The sequence below is a fragment of the Paenibacillus sp. PSB04 genome (assembly GCF_025809195.1).
GTDB classification, from domain to species: domain Bacteria; phylum Bacillota; class Bacilli; order Paenibacillales; family Paenibacillaceae; genus Paenibacillus_AQ; species Paenibacillus_AQ favisporus.
On the sequence record NZ_CP081301.1, the window covers coordinates 1,276,006 to 1,295,121 of the forward strand.

16 protein-coding genes are annotated in these 19,116 nt (G+C 54.0%); 1 reads left to right on the plus strand and 15 read right to left on the minus strand.

Annotated elements, in window-relative coordinates; all coding sequences use genetic code 11:
- Positions 1-666 precede the first annotated feature (666 nt).
- Positions 667-873, plus strand: coding sequence for a hypothetical protein (locus K2F33_RS06250; protein ID WP_076172423.1), 207 nt, complete (start codon positions 667-669; stop codon positions 871-873).
- Here K2F33_RS06250 and K2F33_RS06255 read toward each other — a convergent pair.
- The 15 genes from K2F33_RS06255 to K2F33_RS06325 all read right to left on the minus strand — a co-directional run bounded on the left by K2F33_RS06255 (position 842) and on the right by K2F33_RS06325 (position 18,831).
- Positions 842-1,648, minus strand: a complete 807-nt coding sequence (locus K2F33_RS06255; protein WP_076172425.1) for an MBL fold metallo-hydrolase — start codon at positions 1,646-1,648, stop codon at positions 842-844. The genes K2F33_RS06250 and K2F33_RS06255 overlap by 32 nt on opposite strands.
- Complete coding sequence (gene yycI, locus K2F33_RS06260; RefSeq protein WP_076172427.1) at positions 1,648-2,451, minus strand: two-component system regulatory protein YycI; 804 nt, start codon at positions 2,449-2,451, stop codon at positions 1,648-1,650. Before yycI ends, K2F33_RS06255 begins: the two co-directional genes overlap by 1 nt.
- A 272-nt stretch (positions 2,452-2,723) precedes the next feature.
- Entirely contained in the window at positions 2,724-4,010 is a 1,287-nt protein-coding gene (locus K2F33_RS06265; RefSeq protein ID WP_263881273.1) for a YycH family regulatory protein, read from the minus strand.
- On the minus strand, positions 4,007-5,845 hold the full coding sequence (gene walK / locus K2F33_RS06270) for a cell wall metabolism sensor histidine kinase WalK (protein ID WP_212985743.1): 1,839 nt from the start codon (positions 5,843-5,845) through the stop codon (positions 4,007-4,009). The genes K2F33_RS06265 and walK overlap by 4 nt, the downstream gene beginning before the upstream one ends.
- Entirely contained in the window at positions 5,846-6,580 is a 735-nt protein-coding gene (gene yycF / locus K2F33_RS06275) for a response regulator YycF (protein WP_076172433.1), read from the minus strand.
- Between the two features lie 254 nt (positions 6,581-6,834).
- The gene (locus K2F33_RS06280; RefSeq protein WP_263881274.1) at positions 6,835-8,406 is read right to left on the minus strand and encodes a peptidoglycan DD-metalloendopeptidase family protein; all 1,572 of its coding nucleotides are present in this window, start codon (positions 8,404-8,406) and stop codon (positions 6,835-6,837) included.
- Positions 8,407-8,652: 246 nt separating this feature from the next.
- A complete protein-coding gene (locus K2F33_RS06285) occupies positions 8,653-9,390 on the minus strand; it encodes a hypothetical protein (protein WP_263881275.1) in 738 nt (245 codons plus the stop codon).
- A gap of 513 nt (positions 9,391-9,903) precedes the next feature.
- Complete coding sequence (locus tag K2F33_RS06290; RefSeq protein WP_076172439.1) at positions 9,904-11,184, minus strand: adenylosuccinate synthase; 1,281 nt, start codon at positions 11,182-11,184, stop codon at positions 9,904-9,906.
- 350 nt (positions 11,185-11,534) lie between these two features.
- The gene (gene dnaB, locus K2F33_RS06295; protein WP_076172441.1) at positions 11,535-12,896 is read right to left on the minus strand and encodes a replicative DNA helicase; all 1,362 of its coding nucleotides are present in this window, start codon (positions 12,894-12,896) and stop codon (positions 11,535-11,537) included.
- 1 nt (position 12,897) lies between these two features.
- Positions 12,898-13,341, minus strand: coding sequence for a 50S ribosomal protein L9 (rplI, locus tag K2F33_RS06300; protein WP_076172443.1), 444 nt, complete (start codon positions 13,339-13,341; stop codon positions 12,898-12,900).
- Entirely contained in the window at positions 13,338-15,341 is a 2,004-nt protein-coding gene (locus K2F33_RS06305) for a DHH family phosphoesterase (RefSeq protein WP_076172445.1), read from the minus strand. Before K2F33_RS06305 ends, rplI begins: the two co-directional genes overlap by 4 nt.
- Positions 15,342-15,351: 10 nt before the next feature.
- Positions 15,352-16,263 carry a DUF2232 domain-containing protein gene (locus tag K2F33_RS06310; RefSeq protein WP_234489821.1) on the minus strand — a complete coding sequence of 304 codons (912 nt, stop codon included), beginning with the start codon at positions 16,261-16,263 and terminating at the stop codon, positions 15,352-15,354.
- A gap of 11 nt (positions 16,264-16,274) precedes the next feature.
- Positions 16,275-16,577, minus strand: a complete 303-nt coding sequence (locus K2F33_RS06315; protein WP_076172449.1) for a MazG-like family protein — start codon at positions 16,575-16,577, stop codon at positions 16,275-16,277.
- Between the two features lie 356 nt (positions 16,578-16,933).
- Positions 16,934-17,386, minus strand: a complete 453-nt coding sequence (locus K2F33_RS06320; RefSeq protein ID WP_076172451.1) for a CBS domain-containing protein — start codon at positions 17,384-17,386, stop codon at positions 16,934-16,936.
- A gap of 425 nt (positions 17,387-17,811) precedes the next feature.
- Positions 17,812-18,831: an LCP family protein gene (locus tag K2F33_RS06325; protein WP_076172453.1), complete on the minus strand. Its 1,020-nt coding sequence runs from the start codon at positions 18,829-18,831 to the stop codon at positions 17,812-17,814.
- Between the last annotated feature and the right edge of the window lie 285 nt (positions 18,832-19,116).

Below are 19,116 nucleotides of genomic sequence, written 5' to 3' on the forward strand. Positions count from 1 at the left end.
TCTTGTGAGATTCATCCATACAGATGCCTTTGACGAGAAATGAAAAATATCCGTCGCCAATGGCCGGTCTGTATAACTAATGACGTGGCGGCATGTTCTTATAAGCTTCTAATCGTTCAGGCTGCCTATACTATTAATAACTGCTTCCAGCTTACCAAGGTTGCACGAGGCAGACCCTTTATTTTTTACATCACCACATTGGGCTGAATCTAAGCAGCAAATTTGAAGCGTCGAAGTCTCAGTCACTCACATTTGTATGTATGGAATTTGCCCACGTTGACTTCGGATTCTCTTTCTATATAGATTGAACTAAAGCTTTGCATTGAACTACCTGCTATAACGGCCCGATAGGCGGCCTATAACATTCATTCTTTAGCCTATTCTATACAGCATATGAGATTTATTTTCATAGAAACAGGAATGTTTCCAGCATTAACAGACTAGAATAAAAGTAAAGCCTGATGAAACTATGAAAAAGGGCGAAGCACGACCTGCTATGCTGCAGGCTGGACACCAGTCAAACCCGCTGTATGCAAGCCCTCGCGGACATTCATGCGGTATAGTTATTGTAACATAAGTGGGGCGGTTGCCCTAATCTTTTATCGCTTGCGTCATTGGTGGGTTATGGAATTGAACCGATGTTGAAAAACAAGGAGGAACGGACTCATGGAACGATTTCCGTCTTCGATGGACTATGTGAATATGATGGCCAAGCTGGGGGATTTAAAGGACGAGCACTACCGCAATACCCTTGCCTTAAGCACGATCATTGAACTGCTCATTGACAAGGGCATTCTCACCCGTGACGAGGTAGAGAGAAAAGCGGCGGAGCTCGACGAGTTTATGGCTCACTCACCTTATCCCACGGTGTAGGCCGGTCGTAGTAAGTGTCGCACAGTTTAAATTCGCTGTCTTTATAGAAGCATCCCCGGTCTTCCATCCCGGCACGCACGGTCATTTTCGCCAAATCCATCTGATTATGGTCCCGGCTTAAATGCGCCAGATAGGTGCGCTTCAGGTCTCCGGTCAGCAGCTCGCTCATCGCCTCGCCTGCGGCATCGTTGGACAAGTGCCCGAGGTCGCCCAGAATGCGGCGCTTGGTGTTCCACGGATAACGGCCCATCCGCAGCATCTCAATATCGTGATTCGCCTCCAGCACGAGCACGTTCGAGCCGCTGATGGCCTGCTTCACCTTATCGCTCATATAGCCCAGGTCCGTGGCCACGCTCAGCTTCTCGTCCCCGTCGTAGAAGCAGTAGCCCACCGGCTCTGCCGCGTCATGCGAGATTTGAAAAGACTCCACCCGCAGCGATCCGAAATCCCGCACTTCGCCGCTGTCCATCACGACACGGTTCTCCTCGGCGATTTTGCCGACGGACTTGTTGATCGCCTCCCATGTCTTCTCGTTGGCATAGATCGGCAGATCGTATTTGCGGGCCACGGCACCGAGCCCTTTAATATGGTCGGAATGCTCATGGGTGACAAGAATCCCGTCAAGTTCCTCTCCCGACAGCTCCCGCTGCTCCATCAGCTCGTCGATCCGCTTGGCACTAAGCCCGGCATCGATCATCAGCGTCGTGTCTTCATTTCTTACCACGGTTGCGTTCCCCGTCGATCCGCTCGACAGAACGGTAAAAGATATGCCCATCATCCCTGCTCCTTTCCCTCTTCATCCTTGGGGCTGTTCACGGTCACGTCACCGCTGATCCCCTGTACGTAATAAATTTCTCCGCTCTCCAGCGTGAACCGCCATGATGGCGCAGCCACCTGGCTCTCCGAGTTAAATACCTGGCCGTAATAGCCCAGCTGAATATCCTTTATGGACGAACCTTCCGGGATAAAAGCGTCCACTAACCGTTTCAGTGCCCCGGATGCCGGCAAAATCTTCTGCTCCTGCTCGTCCTCCATCGGGGCGATCTCCACCAGCGACTGGCGGTACGACACGATTTTCTGCTCGCTGTAGTACAGCTCGAGCTGGTCGTTGAACAGCGGCCATTTCCCGTCCACCAGCGTATGCATGACGAATCGGCCCGCGGCGCCGGCAACTTTCACCCGTTCCAGCTCCGCTTCCGTCATCTCCTGACTCGCCTGGGGGTCATACCGGTAATTGCCGAACTCGGGAATCTGGTCGCCCAGGGCGTCCACAAGGTCGGTACCCATAAAGATCAGCTTGCTCTCGACCGGCTTCTTCAGCGTGACCGGCTTGCCGATGCTTTCCCCGCTGACGTAGTGATAGGAGATTTTGGGCAGCGCGGGCGTCATGCTCGGAATCGGGCACAGCAGCTGAATCGATTTTTCCTCCATCGCCTTCTGCGTGCTGTCCGCCAGGGATGCAAAGTCCAGATTGGTGTCCGCCTGTTCGCGCACGTCGGCCCACAGCTGGTAGCCCAGCACCAGGTTCAGCAGCAAAAAAGCGTAGATCAGCACATTTTTGGCCCGTCCCCAATCCATCCCTTGCCCTCCTTTTACCCGAAATTTGATCCCGCTTGGTTCCCCATAGCTTCGGCTAACCCAAGATTTCCAAGCGTCGACGCGATCCATCCGATCGTTATGAAAATGGAGCTTTGCTCCTTCTAATCGACCTTTCATGCTAGATGCTGCATCCGTTATTGCCCTAAATACAGCAGCAAGATATAGATTGGGAGGCAGAATTCCCTGCTACTCCCACCTTACGCCACTCTTTTCCATCGGTCAACCCGCATTATGCCAAGCCTGGCGTCCCTTTAGCGGATCACCGTCACGGCGCCGCTCGCCTGCTTCACCGCCCAGACCGGCGTCAGCTTCAGCCCCGTTCCGGTCTTGGTCAGCTCCGGCAAATACGCCGGATATAGATCCTCGATCGCCGATTCCTTGTTGATCCGGCTCAGCTTCTCCTTGAGCTCGGCACCGCCCGGCAGCTTCACCATTGTCTTATGCTGCTCTCCGGACTTCATATAGATCAGGGAGCGTTCATAGGCCGACACGGTGCCCTGCTGCAGGTTCAGCCGGATCGTGCCGTAATGGAAATTAAGCGTGTCCAGAATCGGATAGGCGCCGTAATACTGCTGGAACACGATTTGGCTGCGGTCCTCTCCGGTGCCCGACTGGCCGAGCCGGTAGGTTCCGTTCCAGCCGCCATGCTCGTTGACGAAGTCAACGGCAGCCAGTGCATCCTTCCCGTCGCTGCTCTCGCCCGCCGGCGGCGCTGCCGGATCGGTGTAGCTGATCCACTTCTGCTCCTGCCGCACCTGGAGGCTCCGCTTGCTGTCCGTATAAATCTCCGATCCGTCCTTTTCCTGGATGTAACGGGTTATTCCGGGGTCGAAGAAGAGGCTCTGCTGCATCTGTTCCACCGTATAGACGCCGATATTGACCTCAGCCTCCACCATCTGGATGGACGACTGCGGCACATAATATTTGCCGCCTGCCTCCGAAGAGTAAGCCGTCCATTCCTTGCCGAAATCGACATGCTGCTGCACATCCTGCACCGTCAGGTCGACTTTGCCGGCTTCGTAGACGACATCGCCTTCCGTACTGAAGAACATCGCGTGCGTCTTGGAATCGTTCGGCGACGTGTAAATCCAGATCCGGTCGATCCGCTCCGCTTCAAACAGCGAGTCAGGCGCGATCTGCATGACGCGCTGGAGCAGCGATACCGGGATTCCCGATCCGAAGGTCAGCTCGATCCCGGGATCCTCATTGCGGATCTTGCTCCAGTCCGTGTTCTCCACCGGACGGCGCTGGAAGCTCTCGAAGCTGCGTCCCTTCAGACGCGAGTAGATCAAGTTGTAGAACGTGGAGTTCGGGTAGAAGACGGTATGCTTGCCTTCCCCCATATGAATCTGCATTTTATCCGGATAAATCAGATTCTCGGCGCTCTCCTCCGGCCCCATGTTGTCCGTCTTGATATAATTGTTCTCCGTTTTGGCGATCGAATCCCCGCCCGGCAGCCGGTAAATCAGGTAATAGCTCTGCACCAGGCTGCCGGCAACGAGCAGCGCCAGCAGGATCGATTTCATCTTCTCCTTCATGAGGCGCTCCCCCCTTCGTCACCCAGAGGCAGCGTAAACGTCACCTTCGTGCCCTGCCCCAGCTCCGACTGAAGGGAGATGGTGCCGCCGTGGGCGAGCACGATCTCGCGGGCGATGGACAGTCCGAGTCCGGTGCCGCCCATGTTGCGGGAACGGGCCTTGTCCACCCGGTAGAAGCGCTCGAAGATCCGGTCCAGGTCCTTCTTCGGAATGCCGATGCCGGTATCCTGCACCGAAATGGCGAGCAGACGGCCTTCGGTCAGCGCCGCTTCCATCGTGATGCTGCCGCCGGAAGGCGTATATTTGAGCGCATTGGACACGAGGTTGTCCAGCACCTGATCGATCTGGTCCCGATCGAACGGCGCCTTCTGAACCCCTTCCTCCACGCGGACTTCCGCCAGAATGCCCTTCTGCTGCATTTGAAAAGAAAAGCGGTCCGACACGTCCTCCAGCATTTCCAGCACATCGGTCGGCTGCTTGCGCAAGAGCGCCTCCTTGTTGTCCAGCCTGGACAGATGGAGCAGGTCCGTCACGAGCCGGATCATCCGCTCCGTTTCGTTCTGGATGACCCCGACAAACCGTGCCGCCAGCGGCGGATCGTCCAGCGCCCCGTCATCCAGCGCTTCGGTGTAGCTCTTGATCGTCGTGAGCGGTGTGCGCAGCTCATGCGACACGTTCGCCACGAACTCACGGCGTGACGCCTCGAGCTTCTCCTGCTCCGTCACATCCTGCAGCACGGCAATCGTGCCCGTGATGCCGAATTCGCGGCGGTGAATCGGAGTAAAGGTCACGCGCACCATGTAATGGCGCGATTTCTCCTTCTCCTCTTCCGGACTGATCTGCAGCAGCATCGTCACGTACGTTCCTTCCGTGAACGTGTCCGCCTGCTCCGGCGTCAGTCCCAGCACTTGCGCGATATCGCTTCCGGCCAACTCATCCTCGTCCACGCCAAGGATCGCCCCGGCGCGGCGGTTCATCAGGATGACCTTGCCGGCTTCGTCCGTGGCGATCACGCCGTCGCTCATGTTCGTCAGGATCGAAGCGAGCTTCTCTTTCTCCTCTTCGTTCTGGATCAGCGCTTCGCGCAGCCGCGAAGTCATATAGTTGAACGCCTCGCTGAGCTGGCCGATTTCATCGTTGCCGAATACGGGCATTTTCTGGTCGAAGCTGCCCTCGGCCACCGCGGTGGCGTGGTTGGTCATTTCCTTGATCGGGTGAGTGATCGTATGAGCCAGAATGACGCCGAGCACGCAGGTCATCCCCAGCGCCAGCAGGATCCCGGAAATAAAAATGTTGTTCACCCGGCCCATCGTATCGTACAGCTCCTTCATCGAAGCGACGATGTAGATGGCGCCGACGATTTTCCCATTGTTCATGACCGGCTTCGCCACGACCTTCTTGCGCACGTTGTCTTCATCGATGACGTATTCCTCGTTGTCCTTGATGCCCTGCAGCGCCCGGCTCACGACCGTCTGCGTGTTCTTCTTCCCGACATAGTCGGCATGCGAAGGGTAAGACGTGATCAGCACCTTGCCGCTGGCGTCAAGCACCTGGATTTCCGCCCCGTTCAGGTTGAACAGGTTGTTGACGATTGCTCCCAGGCTCTCCACCGGATTATTCTCTCCCGTATCCCCGGTGCCGCCCAGCTTATCCGCTGCCAGCACCGACAGCAGCTCCGCCCGCTCCTGAAGGTCCTTCGTAAAGTTGCTGGTCAGGGAATTTTTCATCGCGCTGACAAAATACACCCCGATCAGCTGCATCGCGATCAGGATAAGCAGCACATAGATGATGATCAGCTTCGCCTGGATCGTGCGGAAAAAGGAGGGCCATTTCATTTACAGGCCTCCGTTTTTGGGACTCCGCATGACGTAGCCAAGCCCCCTCCGGGTAAGGATGTATTCCGGCTTGCTCGGATTCTCCTCGATTTTCTCGCGCAGACGCCGGATCGTCACATCGACGGTGCGGACATCGCCGAAGTATTCAAATCCCCATACCGCCTGCAGCAGATGCTCCCGCGTCATGACTTTGCCCGCATTTTTGGCCAAGTAATACAGCAGCTCGTACTCCCGGTGCGTCAGATCCAGCGCTTCGCCGTCCTTGTACACCAGATACATGTCCGTATCGATAAACAGGCCGAACAGCTGCACGCCCTGCTTCGGCGTCTCCGCGGCAGGCGCGGCGGCCGCCTCCGTACCGTTCGGTTTGTTCTGGCGCCGCATCTGCGCCTTTACCCGGGCCAGCAGCTCGCGCGTGCTGAACGGCTTGGTGACATAGTCATCCGCCCCAAGTTCCAGCCCCAGCACCTTGTCGATCTCCTCGTCCTTGGCCGTCAGCATAATAATCGGCAGCTCCATCCCGGCGGCGCGCACCTCGCGGCACACATCCATGCCGTCTTTGCCGGGCAGCATCAGATCCAGCAGCATCAGGTCCGGCTGCGCAGACAAGGCCATTTCCACGGCGCTCACGCCGTCAAAGGTACAGATGACCTCGTATCCCTCTTTTTCCAAATTAAATTTCAAAATATCGGCAATCGGCTGTTCATCATCCACGACCAAAATGGTTCCCTGCATCGGCTGACCCCACCTCTTTTTCTCTCCGTACTTGTTGACACTGTCCTTTTTATTTTACCATACCTGGAAGCCCGTCACATCCCGCAGAGCCGCAGTTTTGGCAGTAATCCTTTCCTTTTCATGAAAATTTCTTGCAAACCTCCGCCATCCCACTAAAAAAAGCACGGCCTCCCTCAGGAGACCATGCTTTGAATATAAATATATGATAGCTGTATCCGGTTATGATCTTATGCTAATCCTTACCGCAGCCCAACTCAGTTCAAATATTTCATCGGGTTCTGAATCGAACCGTTCTTGTGGATCTCAAAATGCAGGTGGGTGCCGGTCGAATGTCCGGTGCTGCCCATGATGCCGATTTTTTGGCCTTGGCTTACTTTTTGACCGCTGTGAACCGAGATGCTGTTCAAATGTCCGTACAGCGTTTCATAGCCGTTGCCGTGACTGATGATGATGGCGTTGCCGTAGCCGCTGATTTGGCCCGTAAAGGTTACCGTGCCGTCGTCAGCCGCCATGATCGTCCGGTTGCCGGATACCATGTCGATGCCCTTATGCATCTTGCCCCAGCGCGTGCCGTAGGAACTGGATATGACATGGCCGCTCACCGGCCAGGCGAACTGTCCGGAACCTCTGCCAGGAACTTTCGTTCCCTGCAGGACGACCTCTTTGAGCGAAGACTTCACGACCGTTTGTCCGAGCCACTGCTCACTGACGACCTTTCCATTCTCCTTCGTCACCTGATAGGTCATTACCTTCAGGCCTTCCTGTCCGGGCCGAACGACCTTGGTCTTGCCGGCCGGCAGTTCCTTGCTCTTGCGGATTTCGATTTCCGGCGCAGTCGATACCTGTTCGGTCACCTTCTCGACCGTCTTCACCGTAATTGGCGGCTTCGGTACGGTCAGCTTCAGCTGATCGCCGATCTGCAGGTACTTTTCCTTCACACCCGGATTGTTGCTGTAAATCTCCTTCTGGCTGATCTTGAACTGGCTCGCGATCGTGCTGATCGTATCGCCTTCCTCCACCGTGTACACCAGCGGCGCTTCCTGCCCGGTCGTCAGCAGCTTGGCTGCCTCCGCAGCGGTCAGCACTTTGTTCGGGTCGGCTTTGACCGGCGCTACCGTCACTTTCTCCTCAATAGACACCTTTTGGACCGAAGTTCCCGGCGTCGACGCGGTTTTCGCAGAGGAGGTTGTAGCCGCCATCTTCTTCAGCTTCGTTTCCGCCTTGTCCTTCCCGCTGGCCGCAGTGACTGCAGCCTTCGGCGCGAACTTCATCTGCGCCTGTTCCAGCGCGGCATCCACCGTGGCCTGGTCCTTCACGATCCCGACGACCTTGCCGTTTACTTTCAGTTCCACACCTTCGGCATATGCCTTAAGCATACCGTCCAGCTTCTTGAGCGTGTTATCCGTATCGGGCTTGGCCTGAAACGCCTTCTCGACCTTCGTCGTGATGCCGTCCGTCTGAAGCACCATCTCCACACCCGGATATTTATCTTGATATTCCTGCTGTTTCTGGCTGAACAGCTTATCGATTTGAGAGGGATCCTTGACCGTCCCGATTTCCTGATTATGTACAAGGACATGATAATACGGGACCATATTGGCATTGACGTACTGATTGCCTGCATACACAAGTCCAGCGATCACGATGACCGCACCGGCCGTACCCGCGATCCATTTCCGTGGAGCGCTCCATTTCCGCCCTTGAGGTTCGGTTTCAGGCGTCGCAGCGCCCATATGCTGATGTTCATCCTGCTTTCCGGAGAGTTGCGCGGAATTTGTCGAAGCTTGATTATTCTCCTTCCAGCGGTTACCCTTAAAACCCTTCATAACTCTCTCCTTGTTTGCTTTGTATGCTTTTTCAAAAATGACGAAAAAGTTAAAATTTTGATACCTTTTTACACAATCTATACTTTAACACAACGTTTACAAACAATTCAACTCTCGGCGCACAGCAAAAAACCCGCGTCCGGCGCGGGTTTATGTTATTTACCTATAAGTGGATTGCGTTGCTTTAATTCATTAAAAGGTTACAACTTCCTCCGTTGGGTTTGATCGCCCAGTGTTTCCAGCTGCCTATTGCTCCAGCAGTTTACTAAGCGCGGCATATTCTTCCTTCGTCAAATACTTGGAGATCGTGTCTTCTATTGTCGATAATTCTTGCTCGGTCAGGCCGTCCTCCATGGCGGCCGAAATTTTTTGCATTTCCGATTGCGGCAGCTTTTTCATCAAAATGTTAAAAATCTGCTCCTTCTCCGTTGTAGTCAGCTCATCTTTCTTCTGGATCATTTCGTCCGGGCTGATGACGACCTGCTGATCGGCTGCGGACTGGCCGCCCATGGCTGATTCGCTCAGGCCCTGCCCCATAACGGGCAGCGCGTCGTCCGGCGCATCCGTGCCCTCGCCGTCTGCGTTTCCCCCCGTCTCCATACCGGACGTACTGCCCCCCGATCCCGCCTCACCAGTGTTGGTTCCGGTCTGGGACCCGGTTCCGGCAGTTTCTCCCGCTCCCTCCGTGCTGCCTGTTCCGGTTTCTGCCGTATTCGTGCTTCCAACCGTTGACTTGCTGTCGTCCGCCGCATGAGCCGTGCTGGCCGCCTCTTTATCGGGCTCCTTTTCCTTGGTGTTGTTCAATCCCAGCATTCCCTTCATCATGCCACCAATGCCCGTCGGCTGGCCCTCCAGCTGAATGTTAAAGCTGGCCAGCAGCGATTGGACATACATATTCACGACAGCTCCTGTCGTAAGTACCGTCAGGCCGCTGATCAGCACCACGGTCAGCACCGTTTTGAGCAGCCATTGCGCAATCTTCATGGCGCACCTCCTCCTTTGCCCTTCCCGTCATATCCGGGCTGTTTTCCGGCATTCCAGCCGTTATTCTTTGTGACGACCTATCCATGCCAACACGTATGATTGACTGTTATTAGAGCATAATCGCTACGGGCCAGGCCGCCCATTCTGCACCGCCCCGACTCTATCAGAGTCACGGCGGCCGAACTCTATGAAACGGCGCTGTTCAATAGAATGAACTGAAACTTCCTGTAAATTTTCAAATTCAATCTATATATCTAGCAGTATTGACGGGAAGCGGAAGATTCAATCCTGCGGTACGCAAAATAGCCCCAACAAAGTGGAGCTTACGCTTCGATGCTTATTCCAGGTACCTTTAGGCAGACTCCACAACAAGGAAGCTGACTCCGCGTGGTTTATACTTTTATTACATCATCAAAAAAGGCCACCTTAACGCACTTGGCGTTAAGGTGACCTCTTCGATCAAAACGGTATCAATTCGCCTGTTTCCCAGGCTACTGTACAACTGATGACTTATTAATAGATCGGCAGCACCTGATTGGTCTGATTACGGTTGCGTCCTACCGAGAAGATAGCAATTGGAATGCCTGTGAGCTCGGATACGCGGTTAACGTAGTTACGTGTCGTTTCCGGCAGATCGTCCAGCGTCTTCGCGCCGGAAATATCTTCGTGCCAGCCTGGCATTTCCTCGTACACCGCTTCGCATTCGCCCAGCATTTTCAGGCTCGACGGGTAGTGGGTGATGATTTCCCCCCGGTATTTGTATCCGGTGCAGATTTTAACCGTATCGAGACCTGTAAGCACGTCCAGGGAGTTCAGCGACAGTCCTGTCAGGCCGCTGACACGGCGGGCATGGCGGACCACGACGCTGTCAAACCAGCCGACGCGGCGCGCACGTCCGGTGACGGTGCCGTACTCATGGCCTTTCTCCCGGATATAATCGCCGATCTCATTGTTCAGCTCGGTCGGGAACGGTCCGTCGCCTACACGGGTCGTGTAGGATTTGGCCACGCCAATAACCTGCTGGATTTTGGACGGCCCTACGCCCGATCCGATACATACGCCGCCCGCGGACGGGTTGGACGAAGTCACATATGGGTACGTGCCTTGGTCGATATCCAGCATGACCCCTTGCGCACCCTCAAACAGCACCTTGCGGTCTTCGTCGATCGCGTCGTTCAGGACGACCGAGGTATCGGTAACGTACTTCCGGATTTGCTCCGCATAGTCCAGGTACTGCTTCAGCACTTCCTCGACGTCTAGCGGCTCCCCGCCGTACATTTCGATGACCTGGTTCTTCTCTTTCATCAGATGGCGAAGCTTCAGTTCGAACTCTTCGGGATCCATCAGATCGGAGATCCGGATACCGTTGCGTGCCGCCTTGTCCATGTAGCATGGGCCGATCCCTTTCCGGGTCGTGCCGATCTTGTTCGGGCCCTTACGGTCTTCCTCCAGACCGTCCAGCACCATGTGATACGGCATAATGACATGCGCGCGATCGCTGATTCTCAGGTTGTCCGTCGTAAATCCGTTGTCGTGAATGTATTGGATCTCTTCGAGCAGTGCCGCCGGGTTGATGACCATCCCGTTGCCGATGACGCAAATTTTATCGGAATAAAATACGCCGGATGGAATCAGGCTGAGCTTATATTTTTTACCGTCAATCAGAATGGTATGACCGGCATTGTTGCCGCCTTGATACCGGGCCACCACATCGGCGCTTTCTGCAAGATAATCCGTAATCTTGCCTTTGCCCTCGTCTCCCCATTGTGTTCCCACAACGACTACTGTTGACATGTTCATTCCCCCGCTTGGTGTGTACCACCGCATTTTAATTACAAGCTTATTTCATTATGTTTACCTGCAAGTATGATTATGCACCATTTTAAAGCTGCCACCGTCAAAGGGCATGTAAAACCCTCACACGTTCCAGTGTCCCCTACCATGAGACGAGCGCTGGACTGTGCTAAAGCAGCATTACCAGTGTAACAGTCCCCATTTTTAAAGTCAAATAAAAAACGAACAATTGCACTCACTAAAGTACAATTGTTCGGAAATAAGACAAGCATTCTTAGAAATATGGATAACCATTTATAAGATCGATTGGATCCATCTATCTGTTCTCGCGAACAACATCGCCGGCTTCGCTACATCGCGAATGCGTCGGTGTGCGTCCGCTCGTAATTGACGAACTTATTGAAATTCTTCATGAAGACCAGTTCGACGGTGCCCACCGGACCGTTACGCTGCTTGGCGATAATGATCTCGATGATGTTTTTCTTCTCTGTCTCCTGGTTATAGTAGTCGTCGCGGTATAGGAACGCAACGATATCGGCGTCCTGCTCGATGGAACCCGATTCACGAAGGTCACTCATCATCGGACGCTTGTCCTGCCGCTGCTCTACGCCCCGGCTAAGCTGGGACAACGCGATAACTGGCACGCTGAGCTCACGCGCGATCTGTTTCAGTGTACGGGAAATTTCGGATACTTCCTGCTGGCGGTTCTCGCCGGCTTTGCCGCGTCCCTGGATCAGCTGCAGGTAGTCGATTACGATCATCCCGAGCCCCTTCTCCTTCTTCAGACGGCGGCACTTGGAGCGGATATCCGCAACGGTAATGCCTGGCGTATCATCGATGTAAATTTCGGCCTCCGCCAGGGAAGCGATCCCCATGGTCAGCTTGGCCCAATCCTCATCGGTCTTGAAATCGCCGGTACGCATCAGGTTGGCATCCAGGTTGGCTTCGGCACAGATCATCCGGTTGACGAGCTGGGGCGCCGACATCTCCAGACTGAAGATCGCGACCGTTTCTTTCGCACGCACCGCCACGTTCTGGGCGATGTTCAAGGCAAACGCCGTCTTGCCGACGGAAGGACGGGCAGCCACGATAATCAGGTCGGAACGCTGGAAGCCGTTCGTCATCCGGTCCAAATCGACAAAGCCTGTCGGTATGCCGGTGGTGCTTCCGCTCTGCTGGTGCAGCACCTCAACGCGCTCGAACACTTCCATCAGCACGTCGCGGATGGCGACAAAGCCGCTGCCGCTGCGCCGGTTGGAAATCTCCAGGATGCGCCGCTCGGCGTCGCTCAGCATGCCGGATACGTCTTCGCCGCCGGTATAGCCTTCGCTGACGATCTGCGTCGCTGTGCGGATGAGCCGCCGCAGCATGGATTTCTCTTCGATGATCTGGGCGTAATACTCCACATTGGCCGCTGTCGGCACCGCATGTGCCAGCTTCGCCAGGTAGCTGACGCCTCCGATTTCTTCCAGCTGTCCCTTGTCCTGCAGACGCGAGGTTAAGGTAATGAGATCAATCGGCTGGTTCTCTTCTCCAAGCTGGATCATCGCCTCATAAATCAGCTGATGCGGCACATCGTAGAAATCCTCGGGCGTAACCCGCTCCATCGCGGTGATCATAGCCTCGCTCTGCAGCAGAATCGCACCTAGAACCGCCTGCTCCGCCTCCAGATTTTGCGGGGGAATCCGGTCGAAAAAGAGCTCTCCGCCCATCTTATTCCTCCGTGACCTGGACCTTCAGCGTAGCTTTGACATCCGGATGAAGCTTCACGGTCATCTGCGTCACGCCCAATGTCCGGATCGGCTCATCCAATTCGATCTTGCGTTTGTCGATCTTGATGCCTTGCTGCGAAAGTGCATCCGCGATTTGCTTGCTCGTGATTGCTCCGAACAGCCGTCCGCCTTCCCCGGCTTTCGCTTTAAGCTGTACGGTCATCTCTTCCAATTTTTTGCCGAGAACCTGTGCTTCCTCTTTCTCCTGCTCTTTGCGCTTCTGTTCGGCCGCGTTCTGGTTCTCCAGCGTCTTCATGTTACCCTCGGTTGCCACACGGGCGAGGCCGCGCGGAATAAGGAAATTCGTTGCGTAGCCTTCCGATATATCTTTAATGTCCCCTTTTTTGCCTTGACCCTTAACATCCTTGATAAAAATGACTTTCATTCGAACAACCCCTCTTTCTCCTCAATTTGTGCAAGAACTTCGAGCAGCTGGGCCTCCGCTTCCTTAACGGTACCCTTCAGCTGCACGGCAGCATTGGTCAGATGGCCTCCGCCGCCGAGGCGCTCCATCACGACCTGCACGTTCATCTTCCCGAAGGAACGGGCGCTGATCCCGATCAACCCGTCCGGACGTTCACTGATCACGAAGGAGGCCACCACATCCGTCATGTTCAGCAGCGTATCCGCCACCTGCGCAATGAGCAGCTGCGGGATGACCGTTCCCGGATCCGTGACGGCCAGAGCGATATGATCATATACCATTTTAGCACGCTTAATGATATCTGACTTTGCCAGATATTCCTGCAGGTCTTCCTTCAGCATCCGCTGGATCTGGATCGTATCCGCTCCGCTCCGGCGGAGGAAGCCTGCCGCCTCAAAGGTCCGGGAACCGGTATGCAGCGCAAAATGCTTCGTATCCACCGTAATCCCGGCCAGCAGCATGGTCGCTTCCAGCGGCGTGAGCTGGATTTTCTCATGGATATACTGCAGCAGCTCCGTCACCAGCTCGCACGCGGATGAAGCGTACGGCTCCATGTACACGAGCACGGCGTCGTTGATGAATTCTTCGCCGCGGCGGTGATGGTCGACCACGACGACCCGGCTGGCGTGATGAACCAGCTTCGGTTCGATCGTCATGGACGCCTTGTGCGTGTCCACCACGACCAGCAGGCTGTGCGGGCTGATCAGCTGCAGCGCCTGCTCCGGCGAGATGAAGCGCTCGACGAGCTTCTCGTCCTTCTGGACCTGGGTCATCATCCGCTCAATAGACGGGTTCGTGCCCGGGAGCACGATGTACGCTTCCACATTGTACATCTGCGCCGCCTTCAGCACGCCGATGGAGGCACCGATGACGTCCATATCCGGCATCTTGTGCCCCATGATGAACACCTTGTCGCTCTCCTGCATCAGGTCGCGCAGTGCGTGCGCGATGACGCGCGCCCGGACCCGCGTGCGCTTCTCGACGGCGTTGGACTTGCCGCCGTAGAAGGACAGCCGCTGGCCGGCCTTGACGGCCGCCTGGTCGCCGCCGCGCCCGAGCGCCATGTCGAGCGACGACTGCGCCAGCTCGCCCAGCTCGCTGATGCTGTCTGGGCCAAAGCCCAGCCCGATGCTCAGCGTCATCGGCACCTTCAGCTCCGCGGTCATTTCGCGGACCTCGTCAAGAATGACAAAGCGGCTTTTCTCCAGCTCCTGGAGCGATCTGTAGTTCAGCATCATCAAATACCGGTCGGACGACAAGCGCCGCAGATACACTTCGTAATGCTTCGCCCATTCCGTGATTTCGCTGGTCACCTTCGCAATGAGCGACGTGCGCTGCTGGTCATCCATGCCCTGGGCCGCCTCGTCCAGGTTATCCATCATAATAATGCCGATCGCCAGCTTCTCGGCCTCGTATTTCTCCCGGAGCACGACCATCTCCGTTACGTCGTACAGATAGATCAGCCGCTCATCGGTATTCAGGATCAAATGATAGTGCAGCTCGCCCACCTGGATTTCCGTCTCGATCTCCTTGGGCCCGTCCTTATGCGCTTCCCGGCCGCCGTCCCTTTTCTCGGCAAGCAGCGGCATCAGATCGGGAAACAGCTCGGATAGGCTAGCGCCCACAAGCGATTTTTGACCGAACATGGTACAGACGAACCGATTATTCCATTCAACCACGCGGTCCTCGCTGTACAGCACGATCCCAAAGGGCAGCGTATTGATGGCTTCCCCTTCCACCCGTTTCACCCGGAAGGAGAGGCCGTTGATATATTCAAGCAGTTTTTTGCGGAAGTCCATTTCCTTCTTCAGCACCGCATAGCAGAGCGCGACGACAAGGCAGAGGCTGACGATTCCCAGCGCCCAGTTATACCGGGTCACAATAATGACCAGAACCAGCATCAGCGCAAACGCCCAGACGGTATAATAGCCGTGCCAGCGTTTCTGTAGAAATTTAGGCATGACACCCACCCTAACGTTTTGATTTGGTCATAAATTGACGAAGCGGAAATGCAAGATCCAGAATGCCGATAATCCGCATCGGCGGGAACAGCAGAATGGGAATCGCGAACAGCAGCGGGATGACGGGATGCCATTTCCGCTTGTGCCCCAAAAAGAAGAAGAAGCCAAACGCTTGAATCATAAAGCAAATATGCAGAAGCGGCAGCAAGTTCGCGGCAATCATGTCGAGAAAGCTGTTCTTTGATCCGCTTGCGAAAATTTCAATAATGACACCAATCAGATAATACCAGATCAGGGATCTCGGCAGCATCCACTCGCGGGCCGGCTTCAGCCTTGGGACAGAGAAGCCCATGCTGTCCATGATCGGACGAGCAAGCGCGTGCGTGATCACCGCCATCATAAAGGAACTGACTATCATGGCAAAAGGAATCATTTGCACCGTGGCGTCGCTTACCATCTGCATCTCCTCGGGGGACCAGGCCATATCCGAAATCAGCGGGTTGCTTCCGCCCACATCACGCAGCGGAGACATCGTCATTTTGACAATGTCATGGACGTAGCTGGACAGATCAAAGTGGAAGAACGCCGTTCCGACCAATAGCAGGAGCAGCAGTTCCGCCAGAATGGTACCTGCACCCAGCATCAATGTGCGTATAGCCGGCACCCTTCTCTTGTAGGCCCGCCCCATAATCAGGGCAGGAATCATAAAATAAACGGCGAGCAGCAAATACACCGGATGTACAAGGTAGGCAATCAGCCAAACCGGGAGCACATGCAGTATGAACGATTTGACGTTAAGTGTTGTGAATAGGATTGCGGCCGGCAGGATGAGAAAAAAGACGGTCACAATCGAGAAGGGAGATAGTAAAGATAGCAGCAGGAGCAAATAGACGACACTCCAGACTACCGACGTCCAGCGCATTTTCAATGTGTTCACCTCTTACGCATATGTTCTTCCAGCGCGGAAATATCCTGGTACCAATCTTCAAGCTGGTGACCTTCCTGTTTATGCTTCTTCAATTTGTCGAGCAGCAGATCATCCATGTCCCGATAGGACATGCCGAGCCTGCGGGCCAGTATGTAAGAGCTCATAATCAAGCTGGCGAGACTGTCGCCCACTCGGGTGGTGCTGCCTTCCCACAAGGCTTTGAAAAGACGGGATACGTGGTCTACGACTTCGGTTTTCAGCCATTCAATAACTTTAGCGCGTTTGGCTACATCCAAATCCTTTGGCATGCCTCTAGGTCACACTCCCTTAAATAACCCCACGATGTGGGGCTTTATCCTCCGATGCCTATTCGGTTTCTCTTCGGCGGCCCAATATCAGCAAATACGCCTCTTTCTGATGAAAAAGCTTTATTCTCCATTATAGCATAAATAATAGCCTCTCACGAAAAGCCCCCCTGGCCTAAAACGGCGGCAAACTTCCAGCAAAGTGGCGTTATTAACCTCTGCCTATGTTCCTGCCTACAAACGGGTAAATGAATAAATGATAAGGCAAAAAAGACCTGCCATCCCGTACATCCCAATCCAAGCAGGTCTTTTGCCATTGCTTATTCAAAATCTTTGCCCAGCTTCCTCAAACCAGCGGATTAGCGGGTCTCTATGGATGCCTTGGTCTCCTCCGAAGCTGTGGATTCTCTGGAGACGAACTTCTCACAATATTCGATAATCTGGCTTCTGCGCACGATGCCGATAAACCGGTTCATATCATCCACCACCGGCACGAAGTTCTGTACTTTCGCCAAATTAATCAGATCTTCCATATTGGCGTCGATGGACACCGGCTTATTATGCACTTTGAGCGGAACTTCCTTCAGCAGAAATTTGGACGTATTCTCGAACGTCACCTTTCCGCCGGAGTTCTTCATATACCAGAGCAGATCGCCTTCCGTGACCGTTCCTGCATATTCCCCGTTCTTCCCGACGATCGGTACGGCCGTGTACCTGTGATACTCCATCCGTTCCAGCGTTTGCCGCAGCGTGGAGTCCATGGTAACACTGACCACTTCCTGTTTAGGGAGCAGAAAAAACGCTATATTCATGAAAATTGATCCTCCTCTTACCCTTTTTCAAGGTTCCCCTAACTCCATACGTTTCAAACCGCCCAATGTCTCAGTAGGGACACAAAATCAGCAGCCGAACCTGTGGCTGCCGATCATGCCCCGCATTTCTGATCCCGCAAATGCACACTTATGCTTGTTGCGGTTTGGTTTTTTCTATATGCGAGCCAATAGGCACGCTTTGTTTTGATATAAAAAAGCTTAATCTTCGTGGACTCAACATCCTTATATCGCAATAAAAACTTCCGCTAAACGCGGTCTGGCTTCTTAGAACATTCGTCGATAAACGTTTTTGTTTTAGATATAAGAGAGCTTAATCTTCGGAGACTCAGCATCCTTATATCGCAATAAAAACTTCCGCTAAATGCGGTCTGGCTTCTTAGAATGTTCGTCGATAGACGTTTTTGTTACTTTGCAACAGTCGTTTCTTCCTTCTTATCCAACATGTCCGGCGTCAACAGCTGATCCGAAGGGGTGTCCGGATTCTCCCAGCTGTCGATCAGCTTCTTGGCGTTCTGCACATCCTTCTTGATCGGCTCATCATAATAAACGCCGTCAATCTTCATGCCCTCACCCATGATGGTATAGGCGGTCATCTCAGCCTTATCACCGGCGAGCACTTGTTTCGCTAAATTGATAATGAAATTGGGCTGCATATCGGTTTTGAAATTGTCACCCATAATTTCGAGCAGCTCCGGAATTTTGGAAATTTGATTCAGGTTCAGCATCCGGTTGGCCACCGCGTCCAAAAAGACCTGCTGGCGCTTCGTCCGGTTAAAATCGCTGTCCTCCCGGTAGCGCACATAGTTGAGCGCTTCTTCACCGCTGTAAATAGGTTTATTGGCTTTGACCGTAAATTTCTCGTGGTCCTTGCCTTTGTTGACAATATCTTTGCCGATCGGCAGCTCCACGCCGCCCAGCGCGTCAACCGCGTCCTTCAGACCTTTGAAATTGATGGTGGCATAATAATTGATATCGTGGTCCAGGAACGCCTCAACGGTATCCTTGGACATCTGCTGACCTCCAAAGGCATACGCATGGGTAATTTTATCTTTTTTACCTTTGCCGACAATCTCTGTATACGTGTCCCGCGGAATCGAAATGAGCAGCACCTTGGAATCCTTTGGACGTACGACCGAATAAATGATCGTATCCGAACGCGACGGTTCGTTGTCACGCTGGTCGGATCCGAGCAGCAGCACCGAGAACGGCTTGCTTTGGTACGCAATCTTCTCCACCGGCTTGCTTGGCACGTTGTCCTGGGACGTCAACGGCTGATACGATTTCTGCAGCGAGCTTTCCACTTGCTTGGACAGGAACAGGTCAAAGGCCATGACTGCGAGCTGCTTGCGGAAGAGATAAGCCCCTCCGGCCAGAAGCAGCAAAATCACAGTTAACGTTATATATGTTTTTGTTCTCTTTTTCATTAAGGGATTCCTTCTTTAAATTTAGAATAAAAAATGAATTATAGCCAGGTCGCGCCTGTACTTCCATCCCTCCCTTCTATATTTACACGAGGGGCGAAGGCTTGACGCACAAGCTTGCCCGCTGCCATTTGGGTATAAAGTCACAGCCAAACGACATTTACATTGTAAACGCAAACGAAACAAAAGAAAACCTTAAAAAGGTAACAGTGTTACCGGAATGAGGATATTTCTGAGCCGTTTTCATTCCTCAAAAAAAGCCCCGCCTCGGCTGAACACCGCAGGCAG